This is a genomic window from Mesorhizobium sp., assembly GCF_965229135.1.
Taxonomy (GTDB): Bacteria; Pseudomonadota; Alphaproteobacteria; order Rhizobiales; family Rhizobiaceae; genus Mesorhizobium.
This window is the reverse complement of the sequence record NZ_OZ245860.1, coordinates 3,443,908-3,470,486: the sequence shown is the minus strand read 5'-3', so window position 1 is coordinate 3,470,486 and position 26,579 is coordinate 3,443,908. Positions and strand designations below refer to the sequence as shown.

Genomic DNA, 26,579 nt, shown 5'->3' with positions numbered 1-26,579 from the left:
CCAAGACAAATGGCCAGGTCGATCAGGACGGGCCGTTGCCGTGCGTAACGCGCCAGATGGTACCGTTGCCGTCCTCGGTGACAATAAGCGCTCCATCCTTGGCGACGGCGACGCCAACAGGCCGGCCCCAGACGTCGCCGCCGGAGGTGACGAGGCCGGTCATGAAGTCCTCATACTCACCGGTCGGCTTGCCGTCCTTGAACAGCAGCCTGACGACCTTGTAGCCGGTTCTGTTGCCACGGTTCCAGGACCCGTGCAGGGTGACGAACGCGTCACCCTGATATTCGGCTGGAAAATTCTTGCCCGTGTAGAAGGCGATGTTGAGGGGCGCGGAATGCGCCTGCATCAGCACGTCCGGAATGGTTGCCTTGCCGGCAAGGTCAGGGCGCTCGCCCTTGTGGCGGGGGTCCTCGTTATCGCCGATATAGTACCAGGGCCAGCCATAGAACGCGCCTTGCCGGACTGTCGTTGCATATTCGAACGGCACATTGTCGCCCAGTGCGTCGCGCTCATTGACGACGCACCAGAGCGTGCCCGTGGCCGGCTGGACAGCCATGCCCGAACAATTGCGAAGGCCCGTGGCGACGATCCGTCCATTCTTGCCGTCAGGGTCGAAAGCCATCACATCGGCCCTGCCATATTCGGAACCCCAGGTGGCGCCGAGAGGCTTCGACTTGATCCACGCGTCGAGCCCGCCCTCCGGTTTCCTGGCCATGCCTTCGGCGACGTTCGATCCCGAACCGACCGACAGATAGAGTGTCTTGCCGTCGGGCGAGAAGGCGATGTCGCGCGTCCAGTGATGGTTCGACGGGATGTTGTCGACAAGCACTTCCGGCGCGCCAGAGGCCGTCATGTCACCGTCGTGGTATGGAAAACGCACGATGCTGTCGCTGTTGGCGACATAGACCCACTGCGGGTTGTCCGCGGGGTAGAAGGCAATGCCGTATGGCTGCGTCAGACCGTCCGCGAAGACCGTGTCGACCGGCTTCGCGCCGCCCTCCGCGAGACGGTAGACCCGTATCTGGTTGGCCTCGCTGTCGGCCACGAACAGGTCGCCATTCGGCGCGACGCGGACGACGCGCGGATTGTCGATGCCCGACGCGATCAGCTGGGCCGAGAATCCAGGCGGCAGTTGCGGCATGGCGCCCTTCGGCATGTCGACCAGACCGGCGCCGTTCGAGGCGGATTTCGTGGCATAAGGCTTGGGCAGATCCTCAGGATTGATCAGCCGGCGCACACCCGGCCTGTCGGCGCGCCAGTCGCCAAAAGCCGTAGCACCCTTCAGCACCGGATGATCCGCCTGTTGGGCCAGTGCCGTCGTTGCGAGAAACAAGGCCGCCGAGATTGCTGCCGGGCCGACAAACCGGGTCATCCTGTCCTCCGGGATTGGTCACGGAACAGGAAACGGACCTGGCCTAAAGTCGTTCCGTCTCGCAGCGGGAGTTGAACGTGCGTCCGGATCAGGTCCCGGCTGCGTAGAAATCGTCGTCGAGGCGCTTCTCCAGTTCCACCAGGTCGGCCGGCAGCGGCATGCCCATCGCGCGCATTTCCCTCAGCCTCTCGCGCAGCTGCTCCTGCACTTCGTGCTGATCCTCGGGCTGGTTGACCATTTCCTCCAGCAACAGGCTGATTTGGGCCTTGATCTCTTCGAGAGCCATGCTTTTCTCCTGTCGTCTCGCTGGGTGTACCCCGGCTCAACGCAGCATACGCGAAATAAGTTGCGCCGTATAATCGACCATCGGAACGATGCGCGCGTAGTTCAGCCGGGTCGGGCCGATGACGCCGAGCGCACCGACGACGCGGGCGTCCTTGTCGCGATACGGGGCAACGACCAGCGACGAGCCCGACAGCGAAAACAGCTTGTTCTCCGAGCCGATGAAGATGCGCACGCCCGATCCCTCCTCGGCCAGATCGAGCAGCTGGATCAGTCCGTCCTGCGTCTCCATGTCCTCGAACAGATGCCGCAGCAATTCGATGTCGGCCTGGGCCGTGACGTTTTCCAGAAGATTGGCGCGGCCACGCACGATGAGACGCGCCGGCAGGCCGCTTTCGGCGCCCGCCCACACAGCCAGTCCCTTCTCGACGAGATCCTGCGAGAGCGTATCGAGGGCGGCCTTGGTCTCTTCCTTGATACGGGCGATCTCGACCCGTGCCTCGGCCAGCGTGCGTCCACGGATATGCGCATTGAGGAAATTCGAGGCCTCGTGCAACTGCGAAATGGTGATGCCGGCGGGCAGGTCGACAACCCGGTTCTCGACATCGCCATTTTGCGACACCAGCACCGCCAGCGCCTTGGTCGGCTCGAGCTGGATGAACTCGATATGCTTCAGCGCCACCTCGTTCTTGGCCGCGAGCACAAGGCCGGCGCCGCGCGACATGCCCGACAGCATCTGGCTGGCTTCGGTCAGCATGTGCTCCAGCGTGGCGCCTGAACCGGACGCGCGCACCTGCGCCTCGATGGCGCGGCGTTCCTCATCCGACAGGTCGCCGAGTTCCATGAAGGCATCGACGAAGAAGCGCAGGCCAGCCTGGGTCGGCAGCCGGCCGGCCGAGATGTGCGGCGCATAGATGAGGCCGAGATGCTCCAGGTCGCTCATCACATTGCGGATGGTGGCCGGCGACAGCGAGGACGGCAGGATGCGCGACAGGCTGCGCGAACCCACGGGCTCGCCGTCCTTGAGATAGGAATCGACGATGCGCCGGAAGATGTCGCGCGAACGCATATCCAGCGATTGAAGAGCGGGCGATTGCAAAATGGGATCGGCGACTGCTTTGGTCATGCGTGCCAGGAACCTCCTTGCCAAGGATATAGACTTCGGCCATGCCCGCGCAACCCGGCGTCTGCATGAGATCGCCCGCTCTATGAGTCAGCTCGCCCGGCCATTTTCCTTTGCGCCGTGGGCCTGCTGCGGCTACAAGCCGGCCACGATTCCGAAAAGTGACAAGAAAGAAGCCTGAATGCGCCCCTCCAAACGCCAATTCGACGAAATGCGCGCCATCTCCTTCGAGCGCGGCGTCTCCAAGCACGCCGAGGGCTCATGCCTGGTGAAGTTCGGTGACACGCATGTTCTGTGCACGGCGAGCCTCGAGGAGAAGGTGCCGGGCTGGATGCGCAATTCGGGCAAGGGCTGGGTGACGGCCGAATACGGCATGCTGCCGCGTTCGACAGGCGAGCGCATGCGCCGCGAGGCTTCCGCCGGCAAGCAGGGCGGCCGCACGCTGGAAATCCAGCGGCTGATCGGCCGTTCGCTGCGTGCGGTCGTCGACCTGCAGGCGCTGGGCGAACAGCAGATCACCGTCGACTGCGACGTCATCCAGGCCGATGGCGGCACCCGCACGGCATCGATCACCGGCGGCTGGGTGGCGCTGTATGACTGCCTGCGCTGGATGGAAGCGCGGCAGATGGCCAGCGTCTCTAAGGTGCTGAAGGATCATGTGGCGGCGATTTCCTGCGGCATCCATGACGGCCAGCCGGTCATCGATCTCGATTACGTGGAGGATTCCTCGGCCGGCACCGACGCCAATTTCGTCATGACCGGCAAAGGCGGCATCGTCGAGATCCAGGGCACGGCCGAAGGCGAGCCCTTCTCCGAAGAGCAGTTCGCGGCCCTGATGGGCTTGGCCAAGAAAGGCATCCAGCGCCTGGTCAGCCTGCAGCAGATGGCGGTGGCTTAAGCCATTGGTTTGCCGGTGAACCCTTCCGCGATCCTTGAATCGGCCCTTTACGTCACCGATCTGGCGGCGGCGGAAGAATTCTACGCCGGTGTTCTCGGGCTGAAGCTGCTTGGGAAAGTCGATGGCCGGCATCTGTTCTTCCGCTGCGGCCCCGGCGTGCTGCTCATCTTCAATGCCGAAGCGACGAAAGTGCCGCCGGCGCCAGACGCGAGACTGAAAGTGCCCGCGCATGGCGCGGTCGGCGATGGCCATCTCTGCTTTGCCGCCAGCGCCGTGGAAATCGCGGACTGGAAGGCGCATCTTGAGGCGAAGAAGATTGCCATTGAAAGTGAATTCGAGTGGCCGCGGGGCGGTCGTTCGATCTATATACGCGACCCCTCGGGCAATTCGATCGAATTCGCCGAGCCACGAATCTGGGGCCTTTGATGCATACGCTTGACGGAAAAAAGATTGTCGTCGCCAGCCATAATGCCGGCAAGCTGCGCGAATTCGCCGACCTGATGGGACCGTTCGGTTTCGAGGCCAAGTCGGCGAAGGATTATGGCTTGCCCGAGCCCGACGAGACCGGCACCACCTTCGAGGAGAATGCCTATATCAAAGCGCTGGCCGCGGCCAAGGCGACTGGCCTGCCGGCATTGTCGGACGATTCCGGCCTGTGCGTCGACGCGCTCGATGGCGCGCCCGGCGTCTACACCGCCAACTGGGCCGAGACCCCGGATGGGTCGCGTGACTTCGCCATGGCCATGCAGCGCACCGAAGTGGCGCTTCACGAGGTCGGCGCTGACTTGCCGGCACAGCGCAAGGGGCGCTTTGTCGCCGTTATCTGTCTGGCATTCCCCGACGGAGAGGCCGAATATTATCGCGGCGAGGCCGAAGGCACGCTGGTCTGGCCGCCACGCGGAGAACTCGGCTTCGGCTATGACCCGATGTTCCAGCCGGATGGATTCGACAAGACCTTTGGCGAGATGTCGGCGCAGGAGAAACATGGCTGGAAGCCCGGCCAACCGACAGCCCTGTCGCATCGCGCCCGCGCCTTCCAGAAATTCGCGCAGGCACGCTTGGATCTGGCGCGATTGGGCTCGACATGAGCATGCTGCTCGACCGTAGCCCCGGCTTCGGCGTCTACATCCACTGGCCGTTCTGCGCGGCCAAGTGCCCCTATTGCGACTTCAACAGCCATGTCCGTCACCAGCCGGTCGATCAGGAGCGCTTTGCCGCGGCCTTCGAGGCCGAGCTGGCAACAATGCGACAGCGCACCGGATCGCGTGAGGTCACCAGCATATTTCTCGGCGGTGGCACGCCGTCGCTGATGAAGCCGGAAACGGTAGCCAGGGTTTTGGACGCCGTGGCGAAGAACTGGACGGTGCCTGATGGCATCGAGGTGACGCTGGAAGCCAATCCGTCATCGGTGGAGGCCGAGCGCTTTCGCGGCTACCGGGCAGCCGGCGTCAACCGCGTCTCGCTGGGCGTGCAGGCGCTGAACGACAAGGATTTGCGTTTCCTTGGTCGGCTACACAATGTGTCGGAAGCACTCCATGCGATCGGTCTGGCGCGCGAAATCTTTCCGCGGCTGTCCTTCGATCTCATTTACGCGCGGCCCAGCCAGACGCCGGAAGACTGGCAGGCCGAACTCGAACAGGCGATCGGACATGCCGCCGACCATCTGTCGCTCTACCAGCTGACCATCGAGGAAGGCACGCCCTTCCATGCGCTGCATGCCGCGAAGAAATTCATCATTCCCGACAATGACCATGCCGCCGACCTCTATGCGCTGACGCAGGAGATCACATCGGCGCACGGCCTGCCGGCCTATGAGATTTCCAACCACGCCAGGCCGGGCGCCGAGAGCCGGCACAATCTGACCTATTGGCGCTATGGCGAATATGTCGGCGTCGGTCCCGGCGCGCACGGCCGCTTCGTCGAGAGCGGGCGCCGCACGGTCACGATCGCGGAGCGGATGCCGGAAACCTGGGCCAATCTGGTCGAGGCCAAAGGCCATGGCGTCACCGGCGGAGAGATCCTGACTCGCTCGGAAGAGGCCGACGAGTTCCTTTTGATGGGGCTGCGGCTGGCGGAGGGCATCGACCTTTCCCGCTACGAGGCGTTTGCCGGGCGGGAACTTTCGACGACACGGCTGTCGACACTTCAGGATGAAGGGTTGGTGGCGCCGATCGGCAACGCGCGCCTGCGCGCCACACCCGCCGGCATGATCGTGCTCGATGCCGTCGTGGCGGATCTGGCGCGCTGAACTTTGAAGAACGTTCTTTTCGTCTGCAGCCAGAACCGCTTGCGCAGCCCGACCGCCGAGCAGGTGTTTTCCAAACGCGGGGATATCGAGGTCGCATCGGCGGGGACCAACCACGATGCCGATACGCCGCTGACGAGCGAACTGGTCGCGTGGGCCGATATCATCTTCGTCATGGAGAAGGCGCACAGCGCCAAGCTGCGGAAGAAATTCAAGGCGAGCCTGAAGAAGGCCAGGATCATCTGCCTCGATATTCCGGATGATTACGAATTCATGGACCCGGTTCTTGTTCGACTGCTGGAAGCGCGTGTTCCAAGATATCTGGGCTGAACACGAGCGTGGCCCTTATCTTCATCCGAGACGCTGACGACAGGAGAGCCCGCCGAACGTCACGCGTCGTGCTTGTGGCGGTGCTTGGCGCGGTCTTTGTCTGAAAGGACCTCGCCGGCGCGAACCGGCTTGGCGTCGCCCTTGTCGCGGCGGGCACGGTTCTGGCCGCTTATCGGATGTGGCGGAGCGCCATTGCGGGCGTTCTGCGTTTCAAGGCGGGTGATGAAAATATCGAATCTATTGGGCATCGTCCGGTCAGTGCTCCGTCGTGCTGTCGGTTTCGGTGGAAAGCCTGATTTCGGATGGCAAACGGCTCGTTGGCGATTTGCTGGCTTGGCTTTCATGGGCGGGACGGGCTTTGTCCGCTGATGCCGCAAAGCGCCGACGGCCCACATAGTAAGGCTCGAAAGCGTCCTGTATCTTCAGGCTGTCCATCCTGTCCTCCTTGGAAATCAGGGGCTAAATCTGCCAATCCCGGTTTCGTTCCCTACTGTGGCAAAGGAATGGCGAGCGCTTCAATCGACATCGGCTTTTGCAAGAGGCGACAAGCCATGCCAAACAGGGCCGAACGGAGAATGCCTGGTGACCAGCGAGATCGTAAAACGCAGCTACGTGGTCGGCCAGGCCGAGATACCAGCCCGCCCGCTCGATCCCGCGCTCTATCTGGTGGCGACGCCGATCGGCAATCTCGGCGACATCACGCTTCGTGCGCTGGAGACGCTGGCCGCCGCCGACATCGTGGCGTGCGAGGACACGCGTGTTTCGCGCGTACTGCTTGATCGCTACGGCATTCGCCGCCGCACCACGGCCTATCACGAGCACAATGCCGGCGAGGCCGGGCCGAAGCTGATCGCGGCGCTTCAGGCCGGGCAGAGCGTGGCGCTGATTTCGGATGCCGGCACGCCGCTGGTTTCCGATCCCGGCTACCGGCTGGTCGGCGAGGCCCTGGACAGCGGCATTCGCGTCGTGCCGATCCCCGGGCCTTCGGCCCCGCTCGCGGCGCTCACGGCGTCTGGCCTGCCATCCGACGCTTTCATGTTCGCCGGCTTCCTGCCGGTGAAGACCGGGCAGCGGCAGACAAGGCTGGAAGCCCTGAAAGCCGTGCCGGCGACGTTGATCTTCTTCGAATCGCCACGCCGACTTGCCGAGACCCTCGTCGGCATGGTCGAAGCGCTGGGCGGCGACCGCAAGGCAGCGATCGGCCGCGAACTGACCAAGACCTTCGAGGAAATGCGCACGGGTACGCTGCAAACGCTGGCCGATCACTATGCAGCGGTCGATACGCCGAAGGGCGAGATCGTCATCTGCGTCGCGCCGGCGGAGGCCAGGGCCGACCAGCCGGCGGATATCGACCGGCTTCTGCTTTCGCTCGCAGCCGAGATGCCCGCCTCTAAGGCCGCGGCCGAAGCCGCGAAGATGACCGGCGGACAGAAACAGGCGCTTTATCGGCGGCTGCTCGAGCTCAAGGATGCGGAAGACGGTGGTGACGCAACGTCCGAACGCTAGCCGCCAGAAGGCCTACCGGCGTGGCCATCGCGGCGAATGGCTGGCGGCTGTGGCGTTGATGCTGAAGGGCTACCGGATCCTGGCTCGCCGCCACCGCACCAGGCTCGGCGAGATCGATCTTATCGCCCGGCGCGGCGACCTGGTTGTCTTTGTCGAGGTCAAGGCGCGCCGCACGCTGATGGAAGCCATGGAAGCGATCGGCCATCAGGCCGAGCGTCGTATCGAGGGCGCCGCCGACCTCTGGCTGTCGCGCCAGTCCGACTATGGAAAACTGTCGATGCGCTTCGACATGGTGGCGGTGTTGCCATGGCGCTGGCCTGTCCATGTCGAGAACGCATTCCACGGGCGAAACTGACCTTCCGGCTCGATACTGTCGATCTATGCCTTGACGACGCGGTCACAGACAATGCCGTTGCGTTGCATGGCGTTGCGCGTGTCGATGATCAGTCGCGAATGATTGGCCAGCAGTCCGTAGTCGATCCCGTCATGGTCGGTGACGATGACGACCGCGTCATAGGCGCCGATCGAATCCCGGCTGAGACGGATGCAGTCCTTGCCGGCAAGCGTCGGGTGCTTGCGCGTCTTCGGTATGCGCGCCACATGGGGGTCGTGGTAGGCGATGTCGGCCGCGCGTGTCTCCAGCAGCTCGATCAACTTCAGCGCCGGGCTTTCGCGCACGTCGGAGACATTCTTTTTGTAGGCGACGCCCACGATCAGGACGGACGCCTGGCTGAGGGGAATGCCAAGACGCGTGTCCAGCGCTTCCGACAGCTTCGACATCACATAGTGCGGCATGGAAACGTTGATTTCGCCGGCAAGCTCGATGAATTTCGTCGAAACCTCGAACTCACGCGACTTCCACGTCAGGTAGAATGGATCGATCGGGATGCAGTGGCCGCCAAGTCCGGGCCCCGGGTAAAACGGCATATAGCCGAAAGGCTTGGTCTTGGCCGCCTCGATCACCTCCCAGATATCGATGCCCATGGCGCCGTAGATGACCTTGAGTTCGTTCACCAGCGCGATGTTCACGGCGCGGAATATGTTCTCGGTCAGCTTCACGACTTCCGCCACCTTGATGCTGGATACGGGCACGACCGTGTCGACGATCGCTCCGTAGAAAAGCGCGACCAGCCTGGCGGCGACCGGACCATCACCGGCGACGACCTTTGGAATGGTGGCGGTTTCGAAGCCGGCGCTTCCAGGGTCCTCCCGCTCGGGCGAATAGCCGAGGAAAAAGTCCCGCCCGGACCTGTATCCACGCGCTTCGAGAATGGGCTTCATCACTTCGTCGGTCGTGCCCGGATAGGTGGTGGACTCCAGGATGATCAGCTGGTCCTTTCTCAGATAGGTGGCGATGGCGCGCGTCGTGTTCTCGACGAAGGAGAGATCGGGCTCGCGCTGTTTGGTCAGTGGCGTCGGCACGCAGATCGAGATGACATCGCATTCGGCAAAGACCGAAAAGTCCGACGTTGCCCGCAACGATCCGTCAGCCATGACCGACTGAAGGGCTTCGTCGCTGACGGCACCTATGTAGGATCGGCCGCCGCGCAACTTTTCAACCTTGCTGTTGTCGACATCGAAGCCGATCACCTTGAAGCCGGCACGTGCCGCCGCTGCCGCCAGCGGCAGTCCGACATAACCAAGCCCAACCACGCCGACCGTGGCCGTACGCATATCCAGTTTCGAAAGAAGTATCGCCCCTCGTGCCTGATCCGCCAGAATGTTCAATTGGGCCTCCACTGATGCAGCAGGCCGTTTGCGGCTGCTGTCACGCGATGTCCGCGAGCCGCGGTGGCGGGATTTGAACAGCCTCCCGGCAATACGGCTCGCGGTTTTCGATGAGAACAGCGCAACCTTCGTGCCACTCGTCCCGGACGCGAGGGCGCGGGTTCAGGAAAGGCTCGGCAGGTAGGGTTGTGGCGTTTTCGGCTGCGTCGGACGGCGGGCGGTGTCAAGTGCGATGCCTGTGCCATTTTAGAACGTACTTGTTGCAAGATAGCTCATATAACGGTGACTGGCCAAAAAAGACTAGCAATTACAATATGGTAATTAACCACTGTTGTTTAGCATGTTGTTAACTATCAGTTGCGCTGCCTGTGGAAATACCCTTTCCATGCACAAAAGCGCACGCTGAGGGGGTGCGGCTTTCCTTCTAATTCAATGCAGGATTGTCGCCATATGAGTACGTGTAAGACCGAAGAAATCAGGTGCCTTGTCGCTGGTGGCGCGGGGTGCCTTGGAACCAACCTGACGCTCCGTCTGCTCGATCAGGGCGCCATTGTGGATGTCGTCGATAATCTCTCGACCGGGCGCAAAGCCAATGTCGAGGAGTTGTCGCGGTATCCAAATTTCAGGTTCATCGAGATGGACATCACGGATGCGGCGCTCTGCAAACGATTCCAGCGGCGGCGCTACAGTCACGTTTACAACCTGGCGTGCCCGACCGGCGTCCCCAACATCGCCCTGCTGGGTGAGGAAATGCTCATGGCCTCGTCCGTGGGAACACTCAACCTTCTGAAGGTCGCCTGTCGGTCGAAGGCAAAATACCTGTTTGCCAGCACGGCGGAGGCCTACGGCGACCCGGAAGTCTTTCCCCAGCCGGAAACCTATGTCGGAAGGGTCGATCCGGTAGGTCCCCGCAGCCCCTACGAAGAGGGCAAGCGATTCGGCGAAGCGCTGACCCGCTTCTGGGGCCGCAAGCACAAGGTCGATGTCCGCATCGTCCGCATTTTCAACACCTACGGCCCGGGAATGTCGCCAGCCGACCAGCGCGTCATTCCGCAGATACTCTCGCATCTCATCGCGGGGCAACCCGTCCCACTCTTCGGCGACGGCTCGCAGACCCGCACATTCCTGCATGTCGACGACCTCGTCGATGGCCTGCTGATGGTCATGGAGAAAGGCGAATGCGCCGAGGTCTATAACATTGGAGGCGGCACCCAGCTCTCCATCCGCGCGTTGTTCGACCTGATCAAGGAAGCAACCGGCCTTTCCGGCAGCGCCGTTTTCAAAAAGCACTTCATCGCCGATCATCGTGGCCGTTGGCCCGATACCAGCAAGATCGAGGCGTTGGGCTGGCGCCAGAAAGTCTCGCTCACCAAGGGCATTCGCCAGAGCTACCAGGACCTGCTGGGTTCGATCCAGCAGGCAAAGCGCGCCAAGGCAGGGACCGCATCGTCCCGACGCGGATTCGCCGGCTATCAGGAACGCCCTGGCGGTGGTCTGGGGCAGGCGGAAACGATGATCCCATGACCGGGATCGCCGCCACCAACGTCACGATGATGGTTCTCAGCGCATCGCTGGGCATCAACATCGCGTTCTGGTGCGTCGTCGGCATCATCCGCTTCGTCAGCGAGATCGGTTCGAATGCCAAGGCGGGGCACGGTCCGGACGCGATCGGAATATCCGATGTTGCCGTGGTCATTCCCGCCCACAATGAAGCCATCGCGCTGCCGAAATGCATCGGCGCGCTGAAGGCCATCATCCCGGCAAGGCAGATCTATGTCGCCAGTGACGGATCGCGCGACGCCACCGTGGCCATCGCGCGCGCCGCCGGATGCAGGGCGCTCGACATCCAGCCCAACCGGGGAAAGGCCCGGGCGATCGACAAGGCGATCCGCAAATATCGCCTGTGCGACCGCTACAAGGCAGTGCTGATCCAGGATGCGGATTCGGAGATCGACCCCGGCTATTTCAAGCACGCACTGCCGCTGTTCAACGACCCCAAGGTGGCGGCCGTCGCGGGTCATGTGTTGTCGCGCTGGCGCGACCAGCGCTGGCCCACCCTCGACATGCTCTTCGCCGCGTACAGGACACGCCTCTACCGGATCCTGCAGACCGCCTTCCAGTACGGCCAATCCTGGAAATGGACGAGTGTGAGCTACATCGCGCCTGGCTTCGCCAGCATCTATCGCACAAGCGCGCTACGCCAGATCGACATCACCGCGCCCGGCCTCGTCATCGAGGATTTCAACATGACATTCGAGGTCCAGCACAAACATCTGGGTCGTGTGGCCTATTCGCCCAGGGCCCGGTGCTCGTCGGAAGATCCCTTCACGCTTGGCGACTACCGCAAGCAGGTTCAACGCTGGTATCTCGGCTTCTGGCAGACCGTGCGGCGCCATGGCTTCTGGCCCAGCCGGTTCTGGTTTTCCCTTGGCGGGCTGCTGGCCGAACTTCTGGTAATATCCGTCTTCGCCTTGAGCCTGCCCCTTGCCGTGGTCGTCTATCTCGTCGCCGGCATAGCGGTCCCGGCGATGTCGCTGGGGGATTTAGCGGTGAGGTCGGTCTCGCCACTTGAGCTTTTGGCTCTGTTCCTGGCGGTGGACTACGCGCTCACCGTCATTGTCGTGGTCATAGAACGCAGGCCCATCCTGCTCGTCTATGGCCTCGCGTTCCCCGCGATCAGGCTCCTCGATTCCGCGCTTTTCCTGCGCGCTTTGGTCAAATCGTTTTCAGCGAAGTCGGACGGCCGCTGGATCAGTCCGCAACGTTATGCCGTTTCCGTTCCCAATGGGAGGCAAGCATGAACATAACCCGACGCTCCGTTCTTCTCGGTGGCCTGACTGTACCCCTGCTGGCATCGGCCGGCAAAGGTGTCTCATGGGCAGCCGTCAATCAGAAATTACCCAACCCGCTGATCGTGACGATCAGCGGCGCCGACATACGCACGACACCGGCCAGGCTTTCCGCTGTCACCGACGCGTTCCTGACGCGCAAGGTGCCGATCACCGTAACCGTCGCGCCCATCGATGCCGACGGCAAAATGCTGGATTACAATTCCGATCTGGCTCTCTGGCTTCGGCGGGTGGTCCGGCTCAATCCGGACGGTATCGAATTCGGCGCCCATGCCGACTTGATCCAGTCGGACGTTCCCTATCTGCAGGCGCGCCAGGCAAGCGAAATCCAGGCGGCGTTTTCTTTCCTCATCAACGAGTACCAGAGGTACCAGTCGAAAGCCGTGCTCACGGCCTTGACCTTGACCACCAATTCGCCGTTGCGTGCGTCCCAGGATGCCGCGTCGATGCGTATGGCGGGATTTCGGTCGGTCATTCGTCTTCGGGCAGGGGTAGAGGATCCGGTGGCCCTGCAGCCCGACAGCGGCGGCTATTGGTCGACCGATACAGGACTCGTGAACATTTTCGCGTCCCCTCTCAGTTCAACGGGGTTGCAGACCTCAGGTGGTCGGGCTCTCGGTGCGTCTGCGCTGGCCGCCAACATCGCCAAACTGAGCGCCGGCGGCGATCCGATCATTGTCGACCTTCCGTTCGCGGCGCTGGCGGGAATGAGCGACGGCGATGCGGCCAGCTATGCGGCCGAGATCGCCCAGACCGTGCTTGCCGCATCCGCCGGTGGCGGAGTCCGAGGCATTCTTCCCCAACCGCTCTACAAGCAAAGCCAGGATGTAAGCCGGCTCATTGTCGTTCGCGTCGACGATCTCAGGGTGGATCCCGATACAGATCCAAGCCACATGGCGTTTGTGCGCCACCTTATCGCGGCCGGCTACCCTGTTACGGATGCGATCATCCCCGCGCCACTGTCTTTCCTGCTTTCGACGGACAAGCCAGCCAAGGCCTACCTGCAAGCCATGTCGGCCGACAAGCGCTTCGATATCGCCGCCCATGGCTGGAACCACACGCCCTCCGAACTCCTCGGCAATTCGCCCCGCAAGGACCTGGACCTCATCCGGGGCGGCATCAGCGAAATCTATCGCTCGAGCGGCAGGATCCCCTCTTCCTACATCCCGCCCAATGACGCATTCGACGGCAATACACTCGATGCCTTGGCGGCCACCGGGACGCCTGTCTTCAGCGCCGAGAAAGGCGATCTGCGCTGGTTCAATGGTTTGGACGGCCGCGGCATACTCCACGTCTCCAACACGATGAAGTTCGAGAAGGCCTGGACCGAAGACATCCCCTACTTCTCCAAGGATGAGGTCCTCGGCTATTTCGGGACCGACAACGATGCTGTTTTCTGCATCCATCCCGATACCGCAAACTCGCCCGGGAAGAAGGCGGTCATACTCGAGACGCTCGCCGAACTGTCCGCCCAGCGTGGCACCAGGCTCGTCAACTTCGACGAGTATTACCGCGCGGTCACGCCTGCCATGCCGGACGTCGAACGTATTCAGGGCGCGCGCGCCGACGTGGCGGTGCGCGATTGGAGGAAGCCCGATCAGCTGGACGACGGCATGCTCAAGGCCGACGCCGAACTGGCATGGAGCTATTTCGATTGGGGTGCCAGGAACTTCAACGGCATCGTGCCGGCGACCTCGTGGATGGAATTCGGCAAGCAGGCGGGCTATCCGTTCACGACGATGTGGGACGTGGGAACTCACGTTCTTGCCACCCTGTCCGCCCAGCAGCTGGGCATCATCGATCAACGCGAGTTCGAGACGACCATCAGTCGCATCCTTGAATTCCTGGGCCAGACAAGCTTCCAGTACGCTGGTGGAAACCTGCCGCATACCGAGCGCGCACTGACCGACAAGGGCGGTGAGCGCGAGGGTTTCGACAGCGCCGACACCGGACGTCTTTTGATCGCGCTCAAGATCCTCGATCAGCATACGGCCGGCGCCTTCCCCGTCTTCAAGCTCGTTTCCAGCTGGTCGTTCGGGCCTGTCCTCAAGGACGGCGAAATGCATGTCGTAAGCGAGAACGGCAAGATCTCGTCGGTGCATGCAAACAGCTACGCCGGCTATGCCGGTCGCGGCTACAGCCTGTGGGGCCAGTGGATCAAGCCGGTCTTTGACGCCGGCGATCCCGATCGCAGCATGGATGCCGCGATCGCCGCCCTGGCGGAAATTCAGCGCAGAGGGCGCATTGCCACCGAACCGCATGTGACCGAGGAAATCGAACTGGGAGGGTCACCGCACGGCCGCCTCATGGCGGACATTCTCTATGCGGCCCAGATGAAGCGGTATCGTGAAACGGGCATTCTCACCTGCGTTTCGGAGTCCGCGATGGCTGGTCCTCCCTACTTCACCTATCAGGGCTACCAGCTGACGGACGACGGTGGCGACTTCGCGGTCGACACGATGAAGACCTCCGCCGCGGACGAGACGGGAAAGCAGGCGGATTCGCTTCGGCTGGTCAGCGCCAAGGGTGCCTATCTCTGGTACGCCGCGCGGCCGGGCGACTATTCGCAAAAGCTTGTCGCCTTTGTCAGGGATCGGGCCAAGATGCCTGGAATGGGCTTTTCGTCCGGCGTCTCCGAACGGACCGGCAAGCTCATACAGGTGACCGACGTGAACACGAATGGCATCATCCTCGAGTCCATCGCGTACATATTGGGCGGCCGTAAACCGCTTCTGCCGACGGAAGAGGCCTAGCCTCTGCTCTTCTGGTCTCGGTGCGCTCGGCAGGACGGAACCAATGCCTGTCCTGCCGCCCCGCCTGTGGCTCAATCGCTCGTTGCAGCTCCTCTCTTGCCTTCATGTCGCGTTTCGTCCAAAAGCTGGCGCAAACGCCGCGAAACCGAAGGTTTTGCCGTTTGAAATGCGGCTTCCGGCTCGATGCCGACGTGCCGCACTCGGAAAGAGCGGAAAATGTCTGCGATCGAAGCCGGCGCGCGCGCGCCGGAAAACCTTTGGCGTCAGGAAATCAAGGCGACGCTGGCGCTCGCCTGGCCGATGGTGCTGACCAATCTCGGCCAGACAGCGATGACCGCGACCGATGTCATGATGATGGGGCGTCTCGGAGCCGATACGCTGGCCAGCGGCGCGCTCGGCGCCAACCTCTATTTCATGCCGCTGATCTTCGGGCTCGGCCTGATGCTGGCGACCTCGCCGATGATCGCCACTGAACTCGGCCGCAACCGGCATTCGGTGCGCGACCTGCGCCGCACCGTGCGCCAGGGCCTGTGGCTGGCGATCCTCATCAGCATCCCGATCTGGATCGTGCTCTGGCACGGCGAGGAAATCCTGCTGGCGATGGGCCAGGAGCCGGCGCTCGCGCATAGCGCCGGCATCTATCTGCGCTGGCTGGAATGGGCGGTGCTGCCATTCTACGGCTACATCATCCTGCGCTCCTTCATATCGGCCCTGGAGCGCCCAGGCTGGGCGCTGATCATCGTTTTCGTCGCCGTTGCCTGCAACGTCCTGTTCAACTGGGTGTTCATGTTCGGCAATCTCGGTGTCCCGGCAATGGGCATTGCCGGCTCCGGTCTCGCCACCTCGTTGTCCAGTGCGCTGATGTTTTTCGGCATGATCGCCGTGGTGATGCTGGAACCGAAGTTCCGCCGCTATCATCTCTTCGGCCGCTTCTGGCGCTCCGACTGGCCACGCTTCAAGGGCCTGCTGCGCCTTGGCTTGCCGATCGCCGGCATTCTCGCCTTCGAAGTGACGATCTTCAACGCGGCGGCGCTCCTGATGGGGCTGATCGACGCCGACTCGCTTGCCGCCCACGCGATCGCCATCCAGATCGCCTCGGTCACCTTCATGGTGCCGCTCGGCCTCAACCAGGCGGTGACGGTGCGCGTCGGGCTTGCCCATGGCGCCGGCAATCCTGCAGGCGTCTCGCGCGCCGGCTGGACCGCCTATGTCATCGGCGTTTCTTTCATGGCGTTGATGGGGCTGGGGATGATCCTGTGGCCGCATCCATTGATCGGTGCCTTCATCGACCTCGGCGATCCGGCCAATGCAAGGGTGGTGGGGCTTGCTGTCTCGTTCCTTGCCTTTGCCGCGCTGTTCCAGATCTTCGATGGCGCGCAGGCGGTCGCCGCCGGCATGCTCAGGGGCCTGCACGACACCAAGGTGCCGATGATCTACGCGGCCATCGGCTATTGGGGCGTCGGCCTGCCGCTTGGCGTCGTGCTGGCCTTCCATTTCGGCCTGCACGGAGTCGGCATCTGGATGGGCCTGTCGCTGGGGCTGGCGGTGGTGGCCGCGTTGCTCCTGGCGCGTTGGCTGCGGCGCGACAGGATCGCGCCGCCGCTCGCTTTTGGTCGCTGAACCCTGGCGATCGCCGCCTATTGCTTCAGCACGGCCAGGAAATCGGGCACGTCCTTGAGCGCCGCTGCGCGGGCGGCTGGATTCAATCCCGCATGGGCGACACCGTCCTTGTTGGCCGTGAAGGCCAGCCCATACAGTTCGTGAAGCTTCTGTGCCTCGTTATCGAAATCATGATAGGCGCCGGGATAGAGGATAAGCTTCACGCTGTCGGGGTTGGCGACCGCCAGCGTTTTGCATGGCGTGGCCGGGGTCCAGTCGTCGGCGTCTCCCATCACGATCAGCAGCGGCACCCGTGTCGCCCAATCACCCTTTTGCGCCGGAGCCGTGCAACCAGGGTAGAAGGCGACCGCCGCGCGGAAGTCCGGTGTTTCCGCCTGCGGTCTGTCCTTCGGCCGGACCGTGTAGAGGACGCTCGAACCTCCGTTCGACCAGCCGAGCAAGGCGATAGCCCCTGAATTCACATAGGGCAGTGTCTGCAGATAGCGGCGGGCGGCGTTCGCATCCTCCACCCGCTCGCGATAGGGTTCGACCTGCCGGTCGCCATTCTTGCACTGGGGGCCAAGTCCGCGCGAGCCATAGCTGTCCGGAAAGATCACGACGTAACCGAGCGCGGCCAGGCGCTGGCCCCAATCGGCATGGCGCGGGCTGAGCTCCGTCGCTTTCTTGCTGCTCCACAGGCCGCTGCAGCCGTGCATGGCCACGATTGCCGGAAATGGCCCTTGCCCTTGTGGCTTGAACAACATCGCGTCCAGCGTCGCGGGCTCGTTCTTGCCACCGGCGGGAATGCTGAAGCTATCGGGCGTCTGGTCGGCCGCGACCGGCCGTGCCATCCAGAAGGCGAAGACGCCCGCAAGGACGACAAGATGTTTCGCCTGCATCGTCAAACCGCTCTATTCCCCTAAAGGCCGTGCCGCTGACAGTGAGACCCACACCAGCCGACCACAAATCACAGTGGCGTGGCGAATGATCCGCGCCTCGAAAGCAATTCCAGGAAAAGTTTTAGACGGTTTTCCGTACGGAATTGCGTGAAAATAAAGTGCTCTATCGGACTGCAGCGCGTTGTTCCAGCTTGCGTGCGTATTGCGTCAGTGGAAAGCATATGACGAAGAAAATCAGCGCCACCAGCCCGTAGACCTTGAACGGCTCGAACGTCGCGTTGTTGATGGCGTTGGAGGTCCGCACCAGTTCCTCGAAGCCGATGATCGAGGTCAGCGCCGTCGACTTGATCAGCTGAACCAGGAAACCGACGGTCGGCGCCCTTGTGATCGAAAATGCCTGCGGCAGGATGATCAGCCTGAGTTCCTGCAGATAGTGCAGGCCGAGGCTGGCGCCGGCGTCCCATTGGCCGAGCGGCAGCGCGTCCACGCCCGAGCGCCAGATCTCGGCCAGATAGGCGCTGGCGAAGAAGGTGAGGCCGAGCACCGCCGCCGTCCACGGCTCGATGCGCAGGCCCAGCATCGGCAGGCCGAAGAACATCAGGAAAAGCTGCATCAGCAGCGGCGTTCCCTGGAAGAGCGCGATATAGCCGGAGGCAAGGCGCCGGCTCCATTTATTCTTGGCGATCCTGAAGAACAGCACGGCCATGCCAACCGCCGCGCCGCCGATGAAGGCGGCGAGCGACAGCAGCACCGTCCAGCGGGCGGCGAGCAGGAGGTTGCGCACGATGTCCCAGAAGGTGAACTCGATCATGACACGCCAGCCCCCAGTACGCGCCGTCCGCCGGTGACCAGCAGCCGCCGCAATGCCATCGACAGGATGAGATAGACAATCGTCACGACCAGATAGGTCTCGAAGGAGCGGAAGGTGCGGGCCTGCAGCATGTCAGCCTCGTAGGTCAGTTCACGCACCGCGATCTGCGAAACGACGGCGGACTCCAGCATCATGATGACGATCTGGCTGGTCAGTGCCGGATAGATCACCTTGAGCGCCTGCGGCAGCACGATCTTGATGAAGACCTGACGGGGCCTGAGACCCAAGGCCAGGGCGGCTTCCGTCTGTCCGAGCGGTACGGCGTCAAGCCCGGCGCCGACGATCTCGATCGTGTAGGCCGCCATGTTGAGCGTCATCGCCAGCATGGCGGCCAGGATCGGGTCGAGCCGGATGCCGAGGCTGGGCAGCCCGAAGAAGATGAAGAACAGCTGCACCAGGAACGGCGTGTTGCGCATCACCTCGACATAGACGGCGATCGCCCGTTTCAACAACACCGGGCCGTTGCGACGTCCCGCTGCACCCAGGATGCTGAGAAGCGTTCCCGCGAGCGTGGTCACGGCGATCAACAGGACCGTCGTGGCCGCGCCGCGCGCGATGTCGCCCATGGCACCCGGAAGCCAGGCGAAGGCCACGGGAACTCAATCCTTCAGATTGTCGGGGTTGAGCGGCGTCTTTAGCCAGGCTTTCGAGCTCTCGTCCAGCTTGCCATCGGCCAGCATCTTGGCGATCGCATCGTTGACCGCCTTCTTGAGGCTGTCTTCATTCTTGTTGAGGCCGATATGCGACGGCGAAGTCAGGAGCTGGAATTTCTGCTCCGGCTTCAGAGCATCCTGCTTGGCAAGCACCTGGGCGCCGACATCGTTGCCGACCACCATCAGTTGGGTCTGCCCGGAGATGAAGGCCTGGATCACGGCATTGTAATTGTCGAAGCGCTTGATGTCGGCCGATGCGGGTGCGGCCTCGGTGAGCGAGGTATCCTCCAGCGTGCCGCGATTGACGGCGATCGACTTGTCGGCGAGGTCTTCCTTGCCTTTGACCGTCATCGCCGCGGGGCCGATCACCGCGATGTAATAGGGCGCGTAGGCGGCGGCGAAGTCGATCACCTGCTCACGCTCCTTGGAGTAGCCGACGCTCATCAGGATGTCGACGCGGTGGTCGTTCAGATAGGGAATCCGGTTCTGGCCGGTCACGGCGACCGGGTTGAGCTTCACCTTAAGCGTGTCGGCGATGTATTGCGCCACGTCCATGTCATAGCCCTTGAGGCTCATGTCGGCGCTGGCCGAGGAGAAGGGTGGGAAGTCGGCGAAGACGCCGACATTGATGGTGCCGGCCTTGGTGATGTCAGCCAGAGCGTCGGCGTTGGCCGCCTGGGTGGCGAGGCCGAGACCGGCGGCGCTCATCAGGACGGCGGCGATGGATGATTTGAGTGTCGTGTGTATCGTCATTTTTATTCCCCTGTCTGGAAGCTTTGTTCGTTTGGGGCGGACGCCGGCTCCAGTGCGGCGCCCGCCTTTCTGTTCTGGACCTCAGGCTCCCTTGCCGGTGATGGCCGGGCTGAAAACCATGAGGCTCAGGATTTCGAACAGCACCTGGGCGCCGGCATGCGCGGTGTTGGTGGTCGAGTCATATTGCGGCGCGACCTCGACGACGTCGCCGCCGACAATGTTGAGGCCCTTCAGGCCGCGCAGCAACTCAAGAACTTCCCGCGTCGTCAGCCCGCCGACTTCCGGCGTGCCCGTCCCCGGCGCGAAGGCCGGATCGACGCTGTCGATATCGAAGGACACATAGGTCGGGCCGTCGCCGACGATCTTGCGCGCCTTCTCGATGATGGCGGGAATGCCGAGCCCCGTCACCTCCTCGGCATGGACCACGGTCATGCCGGACTCATAGGTGAACTCCCACAGATATTCGGCCGAACCGCGGATGCCGATCTGGATGGTGCGCGACGGGTCGAGCACGCCGTCCAGCACCGCGTTGCGGAACGGTCCGCCGTGGTGGAACTTGGTCATGTCGAAGAGGCCGCTGGTGTCGCAGTGGGCGTCGATGTGGATCAGGCCGACCGGAGCCTTCTTGCCGACGCCCTTCAGGATCGGATGGCTGATCGAATGGTCGCCGCCGACGGACAATGGGATGACGCCGGCGTCGACGATCTGGTTGGCGCGGCGCTCGATGTCCTCATGGCTCGTCTCCAGCCTGTAGCGGCTGCGGAACGGCACGTCGCCGATGTCGGCAACGCGAAGCTCATGCGTCGGCGCGCATTCCAGCACGTGGTTGTAGGGCCCGATGCGCTCGATGGCGCGCAGCGCACGCGGCCCGAAGCGCGAGCCCGGCCGGTTGGTCACTCCGAGATCCATCGGTACGCCGATGATGGCCACCTGCAGGTCGCCGAAATCCGGATTGTCGGCGGCAATCTCGCGATAGGGCGCGGCCAGGAAGGTCGGAATGCCCGAATAGGGCGCCAGCCGTGTGCCGCTCTTGGAAAAGATCTTGTCCGCCACGCGCTGGAACTTCGGGTCGAACATTTCGCCGCCATGGCTTTCGCCATATTTGCGACGCAACGCTTCGAGTTTGCCGCGATCGTAACCCATGTCTGTCCTCCTGCATGGCTTGATGCAGTAGCCCGTGGCGACGCTTGGGATGTCGGCCGTCGTTCGGCCTGGTCGTTTTTCCGCCGGCTGCCTGCAGATTTCATACTATTCCCGGGCAAAGTGTCGGGTAGGCGCATTGAAAAATCAATTGATATTGTTAGGCTGCCGCTTGTGAGAAAAACTCACAAACTTCTGAAAGCCGATGGCCAAGCGTCTGCCTCCCCTCAATCCGCTGCGCGCCTTCGAGGCGACGGCGCGGCATGCCTCGCTGACCAAGGCGGCAAGTGAGCTGAGCGTCACCCATGGCGCGATCAGCCATCAGATCAAGGCGCTGGAACAATCGCTCGGCGTCAAGCTGTTCGAGCGCGCCGGCCAGCGGCTAAAACTCACGCCGCACGGCGCCGAACTGCTGCCGGCCGTGTCGACGGCCTTCGATGGCATCGCCGCCGCCACCCAGCGCATGACGAGGCCGGCCAGCACAGGCGCGCTGTCGGTGTCCTGTGTCCCGGCGCTGCTGTCGCTGTGGATGATCCCGCGACTGGGCAGTTTCACGGCTCAATATCCCGATGTCCGGCTGACGCTCATTCCGTCCAACGATGCCAGGGACATCCGCGCTGCGCACATCGATGTCTGCCTGCATTACGGCGACGGGGGCTGGCCTGACTGCTGGATGCGCAAATGGTCGGGCCTCGACCTGTTTCCCGTGGTGAGCCCGACATTGATCAACAACCGCCCGATCCGGACCGTCCGCGATCTTGCCGATCATGTCTTCCTGCATGGCGACGATGGCCGCGAATGGCGCACCTGGCTGGCGGCCGCCGACGGCCTGAATCTGGAACGTGGCCGACGCCACTATCTCGGCGACGCACGCATGGCGACGGAGGCTGCGGTCCATGGCCACGGCGTGGCGCTTGGCGATACGGTGACGGCGAGCGCCCTGCTTGCCAGGGGATTGCTGATCGCGCCGTTCAGCCTGTCGGTGCCGGCTGTCGACGATTTCTATGTCGTCTGCCGCAATGAGATGAAATCGACACCGATCGTACAGGTCTTCATCGACTGGCTGTTTGCCGAGAAAGCCTTGGATGACGGCCGCGTCGGCGCGCCGGCTGCGGGCCGGATCGGCATCCGCAGGAAGCGGCCGGCGCTCAGGGTTGTCGGCGCCAAATCCTCCTCCTGAAACCAAGTTCTGTTTCTGAAAGAAGCCCTCGTCCTGAACGAGAGGCAAGCTCGCGAATGCCGCAGGGTTCCCTTTTTGTCGGGCCAGCCCGCAAAGCGGGCAGCGCTTTCAAAAATTCAATGCTAAGAGGCATTTACAGGGAGCGAGCAGCGAAGGCGGTGTATCTGAGATGGCAAGGACCGATATAGCGCGGCGCGTCTACAATCATACCTGGAAGCTCGACCCGATCGTCCGCAGCCTTCTCGACACCGATTTCTACAAGCTTCTGATGCTGCAGATGATCTGGGGCATGTATCCCAAGGTCGACGCCACCTTCTCGCTGATCAATCGAACCACTTCGGTACGCCTAGCCGACGAGATCGACGAAGGCGAACTGCGCGAACAACTGGATCACGCCCGTACCCTGCGCCTGAGCAAGAAGGAAATGATCTGGCTCGGCGGCAACAATTTCTACGGCCGCAAGCAGATCTTCGAACCAGAATTCCTCGCCTGGCTGGAGAATTTTCAGCTGCCCGAATACGAGCTTTCCAGACGCGATGGCCAGTATGAACTGACTTTCGGCGGACCGTGGATGTACTCCACGCTGTGGGAAATTCCCGCGCTCGCCATCATCAACGAACTCCGGTCCCGCGCGGCCATGCGTGCTTTCGGCCCCTTCGCGCTCGACGTGCTCTATGCCCGCGCCAAGGCCAAGATGTGGGCCAAGACCGAGCGGTTGAAGGCGCTGCCCGGCATCCGCATTTCAGACTTCGGCACCCGCCGTCGACATTCCTTCCTGTGGCAGCGCTGGTGCGTCGAGGCGCTGAAGGAGGGCATCGGCGAGGCCTTTACCGGAACCTCCAACGTGCTCTTGGCCATGGACAACGACCTGGAAGCCCTTGGCACCAATGCGCATGAACTGCCGATGGTGTTCGCCGCACTCGCCAATTCGGAAAAGGAATTGAAGCAGTCGCCCTACAAGGTGCTGCAGGACTGGCAGCGCTACTATGGCGGCAATCTGCTGATCGTGCTGCCCGACGCCTTCGGCACCGCTTCCTTCCTGCGCGACGCGCCGGACTGGGTCGCCGACTGGACAGGCTTTCGCCCCGACAGCGCCCCGCCGATCGAGGGGGGCGAAAAGATCATCGCCTGGTGGCGCGAAAAGGGCAGGGATCCCCAGCAGAAGCTGCTGATTTTTTCCGACGGGCTCGAGGTGGAAACCATCGAGGAAACCTATCGACACTTCAAGGGCAAGGTGCGAATGTCCTTTGGCTGGGGCACCAACCTCACCAATGATTTCGAGGGCTGCGCGCCGATCGAAACCAACAGGCTGGATGCCATATCGCTGGTCTGCAAGGTCACCGAGGCCAATGGAAGGCCGGCGGTCAAGCTCTCCGACAATCCGGCGAAAGCCACCGGCGACGAAAAGGAGATCGAGCGTTATCTGCGGATCTTCGGGGAAAAGGATCGCGTGGAGCAATTGGTCAAGGTGTAAAAATGAGGGGACCTTGGGCAGTACAGAGGGAAATGCCGTAAAAATCAGTCGTTCGTCAGTTCAGTTTTTTTACCGTCTCATTCTGGTCGCACTGATTGCCTGGCCGGCTCCGGCCTTGGCTCACGCTTCCGACCGTGGCCACGTCCTGCTTCTGCCCACCGGCTACTATGTGGCAGCCGGAGCCTTTGCCGTCGCCGTCAGCTTCCTTATGCTTTCGGCGCTGTCCCCGGCCGCTCTCGACCGTTTCGGGCGGCGGCGCCTGTTGCTCTTCGCATTCGGTGACGGAGCCCGGGCCGCCGTCAGCACCATATCCTTTGCCGGCTTCGCAATGCTTGTCGCCGCCGGGATCGTCGGCAGCCGGGATCCGCTTTCCAATCCACTGCCGCTGACCATCTGGACGCTGCTGTGGGTCGGACTGGCGTTGGTGCAGGGCCTTCTCGGCGACCTCTGGTCATGGCTCAATCCCTGGTATGGGCCATGCCGCATCGTCTCACGCCTGATCGGCAAGGCAGGCGGAAAGCAACGGCGTCTGCCCGAGTGGGTCGGCTGCTGGCCGGCCTTCGTGCTCTTCTTCGCCTTCGCCTGGTTCGAGCTCATCGACCCGGCCCCCGACGATCCCTGGCGGCTGGCGGTTGTCGCCGGGCTGTATTGGCTCTTCAGCTTCCTTTGCATGCTGGTGTTCGGCCATGATGACTGGAGCCGGCGCGGCGAATTCCTGAGCGTATTCTTCTCCATGGTGGCACGCTTCGCCGTCGTGGAGCGAAACGAGAGCGGCCGTATCAGGCTGTGCTTGCCGGGCGCGAAACTTCTCGACGCCGGGCCGCTGCCGCCCAGCGGTGTTGCCTTCCTGCTGCTCGCCCTGTCGTCTGTATCCTTCGACGGCTTGTCGAAGACCTTCTTCTGGCTGGGCCTGTTCGACATCAATCCGCTTGAGTTTCCGGGTCGCACGGCGGTAATGGGCATAGGCAGCCTGGGCCTGGTCTTGACCTTCATTCTGCTGGCATCCGTGTTCATGCTCGCCGTCTTGGCCGGGCAGCGGCTTGCCGCAAGCCCCGATGCTCTTGGCGAGGCCGCCGGGCTGCTGGTCTGGTCGATCGTGCCGATCGCGCTCGCCTATCATTTCGCGCACTATCTGACGGCACTGCTGGTCGACGGGCAATATGCGCTTGCGGCACTGTCCGACCCGTTCGCGCTGGGCTGGAACCTGTTTGGAACCGCCGACATGCAGATCGAGGCCGGCGTCGTCGCCGGCGCCGCCTCCGCCTGGTGGCTGTGGAATTTCCAGGCCGGCGCCATCATTCTTGGCCACATGCTCGCCGTGCTGCTCGCCCACGGCTTCGCCTGGCGGTTGCATCCGGGGCCGGCGAGTGCCGCGATCAGCCAGTTTCCGCTCACCCTGCTGATGATCGCCTACACGGTTTTTGGCCTCTGGTTGCTTGCCACGCCAACGGCCGGGTGAGACAAGCTCTGGCCTGCATTGCCTTTGGGTAAGCTCGCTTGCCAGGCTTCGGCTTTGGTGATTTAGTTTGTACACATGCGATCTTGCCATCATGTCGAGGGTGGCGCGGCCTGCCGCCGCCATTGGTCAAAACTCAACGAGGGGAACTGCCGTGACTGACAAGAATGGGTTCTTCGATCTCTCGAAAACCGGCGTCACCCGCCGCACGGCGCTGAAGGGACTGGCCGCTGGCGCCGGCCTCGCCGTCGCCCCCGGCTTCGTCCGCTATTCCCAGGCGCAGAGCTCCGCGCCGGTCAAGATCGGCTTCCAGTCGCACCGCACCGGCATCGGCGCTGCCTATGGCCGCTGGTACGAAAAGACAACCGCGGCGGCCATCAAGTCGATCAATGCCGCCGGCGGCATCAATGGCCGCCCGGTCGAAGTGATCATCGAGGATGACGGCACCGATCCCGGCCGTGGTGCCGAAGTGGTCGCCAAGTTCGCCACCCAGCACAAGACCGACATCGTCTTCGGCACGCTGTTCTCGCATGTCGTGATCGGCTCCGCGCCGGCGGCCGGCGAGGCCAAGATCCCCTATTTCGTCGTCAGCGAAGGCCATCATGTCGCGTCGACCAAGCTGAACCGCTATGTCTTCCAGCCGGGCATCACCGACGTGAAGAGCCAGATCCAGTCGATGGCGCCTTGGATCTCCGCCAATGTCGGCAAGAAGGTGACCATGATCTACCCGGATTTCGCTTTCGGCTACGATCACCGCAATTACCTGCCGCCGGCGCTGAAGGCACAGGGCGCCGATGTCATCGCCCAGATCGCCATCCCGCCGACGGAATCCTCCTTCACCAAATACTTTCCACAGATCCCCGCCGAGACCGAGGTGATCTACCACGTCATGGTTGGGCCGGCGGTGCTCACCTTCGTCAAGGAACTCGGCGAGTTCTACGGTTCCAACCGGCCGCAACTGTTCGGCTTCATCGATTCGCTCGAAGCCACCGACATCAACAGCCCCGGCCTTGAATTCCTCGACGGCAGCCATTTCTGGGAAGGCTCGCCGCGCTACGCCCAGCCCGACGATACCGCCGCGCAGAAGGCCTATCGAGCCGCCGTCGGCATCGACGACAATGGCGCCGCCGTCGGCGACCCCAAGGACGTCTCCACGGCGGCGCACATGTTCGGCTGCTGGGAAACGCTCTACGTCGTCAAGAAGGCGATGGAAGATGCCGGCTACAAGGGACCGGAGGATCGCGCCAAGCTGGTCGAGGCGACCGAAGCCCTGACCGCTTTCGCCGAAGGTCCGGAGCATCCGCAGGGCGCAAAGACCTTCAACGGCAAGATCCACCAGTGCTTTGGCATCCAGAACATCTCCAAGGTCGAGGATGGTAAAATGAAGGTCGTCCACAAGACCAAGATCGAGGACGGGCTTTACGAGGCTGAAGGGGATTATACGACGCAGGCGCTGTGAGCTTGGCTC

26 protein-coding genes are annotated in these 26,579 nt (G+C 62.8%); 15 read left to right on the top strand and 11 right to left on the bottom strand.

All coding sequences use genetic code 11. From position 1 onward, the window contains the following. Positions 1-22: 22 nt before the first annotated feature. The 3 genes from ACO07C_RS16410 to hrcA all read right to left on the bottom strand — a co-directional run bounded on the left by ACO07C_RS16410 (position 23) and on the right by hrcA (position 2,780). Positions 23-1,372: a PQQ-dependent sugar dehydrogenase gene (locus ACO07C_RS16410; RefSeq protein ID WP_421915201.1), complete on the bottom strand. Its 1,350-nt coding sequence runs from the start codon at positions 1,370-1,372 to the stop codon at positions 23-25. An 88-nt stretch (positions 1,373-1,460) separates the two neighbouring features. Continuing rightward, positions 1,461-1,658, bottom strand: coding sequence for a hypothetical protein (locus ACO07C_RS16405; protein WP_421915200.1), 198 nt, complete (start codon positions 1,656-1,658; stop codon positions 1,461-1,463). Positions 1,659-1,694: 36 nt separating this feature from the next. Continuing rightward, entirely contained in the window at positions 1,695-2,780 is a 1,086-nt protein-coding gene (hrcA, locus tag ACO07C_RS16400; RefSeq protein WP_421915199.1) for a heat-inducible transcriptional repressor HrcA, read from the bottom strand. A gap of 178 nt (positions 2,781-2,958) precedes the next feature. On the opposite strand from hrcA, the gene rph reads away from it, so the two are divergent. Genes rph through ACO07C_RS16375 form a run of 5 tightly spaced genes read left to right on the top strand, consistent with a single transcriptional unit; the run spans position 2,959 to position 6,250 of the window. Further along, complete coding sequence (gene rph / locus ACO07C_RS16395; protein WP_421915198.1) at positions 2,959-3,675, top strand: ribonuclease PH; 717 nt, start codon at positions 2,959-2,961, stop codon at positions 3,673-3,675. A 15-nt stretch (positions 3,676-3,690) separates the two neighbouring features. Next, the gene (locus tag ACO07C_RS16390) at positions 3,691-4,101 is read left to right on the top strand and encodes a VOC family protein (RefSeq protein ID WP_421915197.1); all 411 of its coding nucleotides are present in this window, start codon (positions 3,691-3,693) and stop codon (positions 4,099-4,101) included. Then, positions 4,101-4,763 carry an RdgB/HAM1 family non-canonical purine NTP pyrophosphatase gene (rdgB, locus tag ACO07C_RS16385; RefSeq protein WP_421915196.1) on the top strand — a complete coding sequence of 221 codons (663 nt, stop codon included), beginning with the start codon at positions 4,101-4,103 and terminating at the stop codon, positions 4,761-4,763. The genes ACO07C_RS16390 and rdgB overlap by 1 nt, the downstream gene beginning before the upstream one ends. Then, positions 4,760-5,923: a radical SAM family heme chaperone HemW gene (gene hemW, locus ACO07C_RS16380; protein WP_421915195.1), complete on the top strand. Its 1,164-nt coding sequence runs from the start codon at positions 4,760-4,762 to the stop codon at positions 5,921-5,923. The genes rdgB and hemW overlap by 4 nt, the downstream gene beginning before the upstream one ends. A gap of 3 nt (positions 5,924-5,926) precedes the next feature. After that, positions 5,927-6,250 (top strand): low molecular weight protein tyrosine phosphatase family protein, encoded by a 324-nt coding sequence (locus ACO07C_RS16375; protein ID WP_421915193.1) that lies wholly within the window; start codon positions 5,927-5,929, stop codon positions 6,248-6,250. 59 nt (positions 6,251-6,309) lie between these two features. Here ACO07C_RS16375 and ACO07C_RS16370 read toward each other — a convergent pair whose 3' ends face one another. Both ACO07C_RS16370 and ACO07C_RS16365 read right to left on the bottom strand, forming a co-directional pair. Next, positions 6,310-6,498 carry a hypothetical protein gene (locus ACO07C_RS16370; protein WP_421915192.1) on the bottom strand — a complete coding sequence of 63 codons (189 nt, stop codon included), beginning with the start codon at positions 6,496-6,498 and terminating at the stop codon, positions 6,310-6,312. A gap of 7 nt (positions 6,499-6,505) precedes the next feature. Next, positions 6,506-6,685, bottom strand: a complete 180-nt coding sequence (locus tag ACO07C_RS16365; RefSeq protein WP_421915191.1) for a hypothetical protein — start codon at positions 6,683-6,685, stop codon at positions 6,506-6,508. 147 nt (positions 6,686-6,832) lie between these two features. On the opposite strand from ACO07C_RS16365, the gene rsmI reads away from it, so the two are divergent. Both rsmI and ACO07C_RS16355 read left to right on the top strand, forming a co-directional pair. Continuing rightward, positions 6,833-7,756 (top strand): 16S rRNA (cytidine(1402)-2'-O)-methyltransferase, encoded by a 924-nt coding sequence (gene rsmI, locus ACO07C_RS16360; RefSeq protein ID WP_421915190.1) that lies wholly within the window; start codon positions 6,833-6,835, stop codon positions 7,754-7,756. Beyond that, complete coding sequence (locus tag ACO07C_RS16355) at positions 7,734-8,111, top strand: YraN family protein (protein ID WP_421915189.1); 378 nt, start codon at positions 7,734-7,736, stop codon at positions 8,109-8,111. Before rsmI ends, ACO07C_RS16355 begins: the two co-directional genes overlap by 23 nt. A 23-nt stretch (positions 8,112-8,134) precedes the next feature. On the opposite strand, the gene ACO07C_RS16350 is transcribed toward ACO07C_RS16355, so the two are convergent. Continuing rightward, positions 8,135-9,430, bottom strand: coding sequence for a nucleotide sugar dehydrogenase (locus ACO07C_RS16350; RefSeq protein WP_421915188.1), 1,296 nt, complete (start codon positions 9,428-9,430; stop codon positions 8,135-8,137). Positions 9,431-9,916: 486 nt separating this feature from the next. Here ACO07C_RS16350 and ACO07C_RS16345 point away from each other — a divergent pair, with 486 nt between their 5' ends. The 4 genes from ACO07C_RS16345 to ACO07C_RS16330 all read left to right on the top strand — a co-directional run bounded on the left by ACO07C_RS16345 (position 9,917) and on the right by ACO07C_RS16330 (position 16,706). After that, positions 9,917-11,008, top strand: a complete 1,092-nt coding sequence (locus tag ACO07C_RS16345; protein ID WP_421917548.1) for an NAD-dependent epimerase/dehydratase family protein — start codon at positions 9,917-9,919, stop codon at positions 11,006-11,008. Then, a complete protein-coding gene (locus tag ACO07C_RS16340; protein ID WP_421915187.1) occupies positions 11,005-12,285 on the top strand; it encodes a glycosyltransferase in 1,281 nt (426 codons plus the stop codon). The genes ACO07C_RS16345 and ACO07C_RS16340 overlap by 4 nt, the downstream gene beginning before the upstream one ends. Further along, entirely contained in the window at positions 12,282-15,086 is a 2,805-nt protein-coding gene (locus tag ACO07C_RS16335) for a DUF3131 domain-containing protein (RefSeq protein ID WP_421915186.1), read from the top strand. The genes ACO07C_RS16340 and ACO07C_RS16335 overlap by 4 nt, the downstream gene beginning before the upstream one ends. A 216-nt stretch (positions 15,087-15,302) precedes the next feature. Continuing rightward, a complete protein-coding gene (locus ACO07C_RS16330) occupies positions 15,303-16,706 on the top strand; it encodes an MATE family efflux transporter (RefSeq protein ID WP_421915185.1) in 1,404 nt (467 codons plus the stop codon). 17 nt (positions 16,707-16,723) lie between these two features. On the opposite strand, the gene ACO07C_RS16325 is transcribed toward ACO07C_RS16330, so the two are convergent. From ACO07C_RS16325 to speB, 5 genes are all read right to left on the bottom strand, one after another. Then, positions 16,724-17,584 carry a dienelactone hydrolase family protein gene (locus ACO07C_RS16325; RefSeq protein WP_421915184.1) on the bottom strand — a complete coding sequence of 287 codons (861 nt, stop codon included), beginning with the start codon at positions 17,582-17,584 and terminating at the stop codon, positions 16,724-16,726. A 163-nt stretch (positions 17,585-17,747) separates the two neighbouring features. After that, positions 17,748-18,395, bottom strand: a complete 648-nt coding sequence (locus tag ACO07C_RS16320; RefSeq protein WP_421915183.1) for an amino acid ABC transporter permease — start codon at positions 18,393-18,395, stop codon at positions 17,748-17,750. Further along, positions 18,392-19,021, bottom strand: coding sequence for an amino acid ABC transporter permease (locus tag ACO07C_RS16315; protein WP_421917547.1), 630 nt, complete (start codon positions 19,019-19,021; stop codon positions 18,392-18,394). Before ACO07C_RS16315 ends, ACO07C_RS16320 begins: the two co-directional genes overlap by 4 nt. 33 nt (positions 19,022-19,054) lie before the next feature. Further along, the gene (locus tag ACO07C_RS16310; RefSeq protein ID WP_421915182.1) at positions 19,055-19,861 is read right to left on the bottom strand and encodes a transporter substrate-binding domain-containing protein; all 807 of its coding nucleotides are present in this window, start codon (positions 19,859-19,861) and stop codon (positions 19,055-19,057) included. Between the two features lie 81 nt (positions 19,862-19,942). Continuing rightward, a complete protein-coding gene (speB, locus tag ACO07C_RS16305) occupies positions 19,943-21,004 on the bottom strand; it encodes an agmatinase (RefSeq protein ID WP_421915181.1) in 1,062 nt (353 codons plus the stop codon). Positions 21,005-21,206: 202 nt separating this feature from the next. Between speB and gcvA the strand changes: the two genes are divergently transcribed. From gcvA to ACO07C_RS16285, 4 genes are all read left to right on the top strand, one after another. Next, the gene (gene gcvA, locus ACO07C_RS16300) at positions 21,207-22,181 is read left to right on the top strand and encodes a transcriptional regulator GcvA (protein WP_421915180.1); all 975 of its coding nucleotides are present in this window, start codon (positions 21,207-21,209) and stop codon (positions 22,179-22,181) included. 169 nt (positions 22,182-22,350) lie between these two features. Beyond that, positions 22,351-23,655 (top strand): nicotinate phosphoribosyltransferase, encoded by a 1,305-nt coding sequence (gene pncB / locus ACO07C_RS16295; RefSeq protein ID WP_421915179.1) that lies wholly within the window; start codon positions 22,351-22,353, stop codon positions 23,653-23,655. Between the two features lie 43 nt (positions 23,656-23,698). Beyond that, entirely contained in the window at positions 23,699-25,114 is a 1,416-nt protein-coding gene (locus tag ACO07C_RS16290) for a hypothetical protein (RefSeq protein ID WP_421917546.1), read from the top strand. Between the two features lie 151 nt (positions 25,115-25,265). Then, positions 25,266-26,570, top strand: coding sequence for an ABC transporter substrate-binding protein (locus ACO07C_RS16285; RefSeq protein ID WP_421915178.1), 1,305 nt, complete (start codon positions 25,266-25,268; stop codon positions 26,568-26,570). Positions 26,571-26,579 lie beyond the last annotated feature (9 nt).

Excerpts from the sequence above, each read along its gene's own strand:
- ACO07C_RS16320 (WP_421915183.1), bottom strand. The coding sequence starts at position 18,395 with ATGATCGAGTTCACCTTCTGGGACATCGTGCGCAACCTCCTGCTCGCC.
- rph (WP_421915198.1), top strand. The coding sequence starts at position 2,959 with ATGCGCCCCTCCAAACGCCAATTCGACGAAATGCGCGCCATCTCCTTC.
- hrcA (WP_421915199.1), bottom strand. The coding sequence starts at position 2,780 with ATGACCAAAGCAGTCGCCGATCCCATTTTGCAATCGCCCGCTCTTCAA.
- ACO07C_RS16410 (WP_421915201.1), bottom strand. The coding sequence starts at position 1,372 with ATGACCCGGTTTGTCGGCCCGGCAGCAATCTCGGCGGCCTTGTTTCTC.
- ACO07C_RS16315 (WP_421917547.1), bottom strand. The coding sequence starts at position 19,021 with ATGGGCGACATCGCGCGCGGCGCGGCCACGACGGTCCTGTTGATCGCC.
- speB (WP_421915181.1), bottom strand. The coding sequence starts at position 21,004 with ATGGGTTACGATCGCGGCAAACTCGAAGCGTTGCGTCGCAAATATGGC.
- ACO07C_RS16340 (WP_421915187.1), top strand. The coding sequence starts at position 11,005 with ATGACCGGGATCGCCGCCACCAACGTCACGATGATGGTTCTCAGCGCA.
- ACO07C_RS16370 (WP_421915192.1), bottom strand. The coding sequence starts at position 6,498 with ATGCCCAATAGATTCGATATTTTCATCACCCGCCTTGAAACGCAGAAC.
- ACO07C_RS16365 (WP_421915191.1), bottom strand. The coding sequence starts at position 6,685 with ATGGACAGCCTGAAGATACAGGACGCTTTCGAGCCTTACTATGTGGGC.
- ACO07C_RS16310 (WP_421915182.1), bottom strand. The coding sequence starts at position 19,861 with ATGACGATACACACGACACTCAAATCATCCATCGCCGCCGTCCTGATG.
- rdgB (WP_421915196.1), top strand. The coding sequence starts at position 4,101 with ATGCATACGCTTGACGGAAAAAAGATTGTCGTCGCCAGCCATAATGCC.
- ACO07C_RS16350 (WP_421915188.1), bottom strand. The coding sequence starts at position 9,430 with ATGCGTACGGCCACGGTCGGCGTGGTTGGGCTTGGTTATGTCGGACTG.
- ACO07C_RS16330 (WP_421915185.1), top strand. The coding sequence starts at position 15,303 with ATGTCTGCGATCGAAGCCGGCGCGCGCGCGCCGGAAAACCTTTGGCGT.
- hemW (WP_421915195.1), top strand. The coding sequence starts at position 4,760 with ATGAGCATGCTGCTCGACCGTAGCCCCGGCTTCGGCGTCTACATCCAC.
- ACO07C_RS16335 (WP_421915186.1), top strand. The coding sequence starts at position 12,282 with ATGAACATAACCCGACGCTCCGTTCTTCTCGGTGGCCTGACTGTACCC.
- ACO07C_RS16405 (WP_421915200.1), bottom strand. The coding sequence starts at position 1,658 with ATGGCTCTCGAAGAGATCAAGGCCCAAATCAGCCTGTTGCTGGAGGAA.
- ACO07C_RS16345 (WP_421917548.1), top strand. The coding sequence starts at position 9,917 with ATGCAGGATTGTCGCCATATGAGTACGTGTAAGACCGAAGAAATCAGG.
- pncB (WP_421915179.1), top strand. The coding sequence starts at position 22,351 with ATGGCAAGGACCGATATAGCGCGGCGCGTCTACAATCATACCTGGAAG.
- gcvA (WP_421915180.1), top strand. The coding sequence starts at position 21,207 with ATGGCCAAGCGTCTGCCTCCCCTCAATCCGCTGCGCGCCTTCGAGGCG.
- ACO07C_RS16325 (WP_421915184.1), bottom strand. The coding sequence starts at position 17,584 with ATGCAGGCGAAACATCTTGTCGTCCTTGCGGGCGTCTTCGCCTTCTGG.